This window comes from Nocardia sichangensis (genome assembly GCF_047200615.1).
Lineage (GTDB): Bacteria > Actinomycetota > Actinomycetes > Mycobacteriales > Mycobacteriaceae > Nocardia > Nocardia sichangensis.
In genome coordinates this window covers 1-1,734 of the sequence record NZ_JBJZOK010000095.1, presented here as the reverse complement: position 1 = coordinate 1,734, position 1,734 = coordinate 1, and the positions used below count along the sequence as shown (strand labels likewise).

General features: G+C 66.5%; 1 protein-coding gene. It reads right to left on the bottom strand.

The window, feature by feature from the left end; all coding sequences use genetic code 11:
- Positions 1–40: 40 nt before the first annotated feature.
- Positions 41–1,642 carry an ISL3 family transposase gene (locus ACL03I_RS39260; RefSeq protein WP_412808634.1) on the bottom strand — a complete coding sequence of 534 codons (1,602 nt, stop codon included), beginning with the start codon at positions 1,640–1,642 and terminating at the stop codon, positions 41–43.
- Between the last annotated feature and the right edge of the window lie 92 nt (positions 1,643–1,734).

Sequence of the window (1,734 nt, the reverse complement as noted above, 5' to 3'; positions counted from 1 at the left end):
GGTTCTGGCCCAAATTTCGTGAAGTCGATCGTTCTGTTGATCAGTCGCTCAACAGGATGCGCTTCCTCAACAGGTCAGGCTTTGCCCTGCCGAACATCTGCCGTTTCAGCATCTTGATCCGGTTGACATGCCCTTCGACCGTGCCGCTGCTCCAGCGCATGGTCAGACCTGCGGCGACCGCGTCCTGATCGCGTCGCAGGCCCCGAACGAACGAATGCAGTGCCGGCTGGTTGTCGGCATCGACGCAGCTCATCCATTGTTCGAGTTGCTTGCCCTTCAGTTCGGTCATCATGGTCGCGAACGCGCGGACATGGCCCGCAAGGGAATCCAATTCCGGACTGGCGGCAAGGATCGCGTCGAGGCGCTGCTGGTCGTCGGGATCCAACGCCGCGGGATCGGTCATGATCCATGCCGCGACGCGACGCGCGGCTGGCGGCTTCGGTGGCGGCGCCGGGATGTGGGCGGTCGCCCGGAACTGCTGGAGGTAGGCGCGGACCATGCTCGCCCGGCCTCGGAAGCCGCGGGCGCGGATTTCCTCGAACAGCCTGGTAGCGTTCGTGCAGCCCTCGTTCCATCGCCCGTGCAGGTAGGGCTTGAATTCGTCGAGCAGGCCGACGCGGTAGCCGGTGCCGTTGTTGACCAACAGTTCCTCCGGCGACTGGGCGCGGGCGAACCGGCGGGCGGTGTTGCGCGCCAAGCCCAGGCGGATCCCGATAGCCCGGATGGTTTCGCCTTCGGCCAGCAGTGCGTGAACCCGGGCGTAACGTTCCCGGGTGCGGACCGCAACGCGGTCGCGGCGTTGCGTGGGGTCGACCGGCCCGTGTCTCATGCCTGCGGCGACCTCGCCGATGTCGGGCAGCAACGGCTCACCAGGACGCTCGACCGCTGCGCTGAGGAAGACCCGATGCCGGGCGACGCTGCGCTCGACGGCTTCGCCGAGGTTGCGCCAGAGGTGCCAGCGATCTGCGATCTGGATCGCCTCGGGTGCGCCTTTCGATGCGCCTTCGGCATAGGCGCCGGCGCGATCACGGCAGACGATCTCGACGCCCGGATGCGCCCGCAGCCAGGTGGTCAAGGTGTCAGCGGTGCGGTCGGTCAGGACGTCGACCGGGCGGCGGGTGTTCATGTCGATCAGGATCGTTCCGTAGCGGTGCCCACGGCGCAGGGCGAAGTCGTCGACACCGAGAACGCGCGGCGTCGTTCGTTTCGGGTCCGGCAGTGCGCGGATCCTGCGCAGCAAGGTCGTGCGACCGACCTGGGCCGCGAGGTGCCCGGTCAACCGGGCACCGGCCCGTCCGCCCAACGCCAGCGCGACCGGGCGCAGGACTTTCTCCAGCAGAAGTGTCCGCCGTGCGTAACGGGCGGCAAGCCAAGGGACCTGCTCAGCGAAAGTTCTTCTCCCGCAATCCGAGTTGTCGCAGAACAACCGGCGGATCTGCAGGGCGATCACGACTTCCCGTCCGGAGATCGCGGTGTCGGACAATCGCCGTCGGTACCGGCTGTGGACGCGGTGCGACAGCGTCGCGCAGCAGGGGCACTCCACCTGCTCGTCCGGAGTGGCCGCGTCGATCCGGACCGTGGAACCGACAGCACGAACGGCGCCGATCACCAGACCGTCCAGGTGTGGAAACAAGATCGTCAACACACCAAGATCAGAGCATCAGCCACTTCGCCAACCATCAAGCGGCCCAACATATCCCGGTCTGGGTCAATCACGAAATGTGAACCAGAACC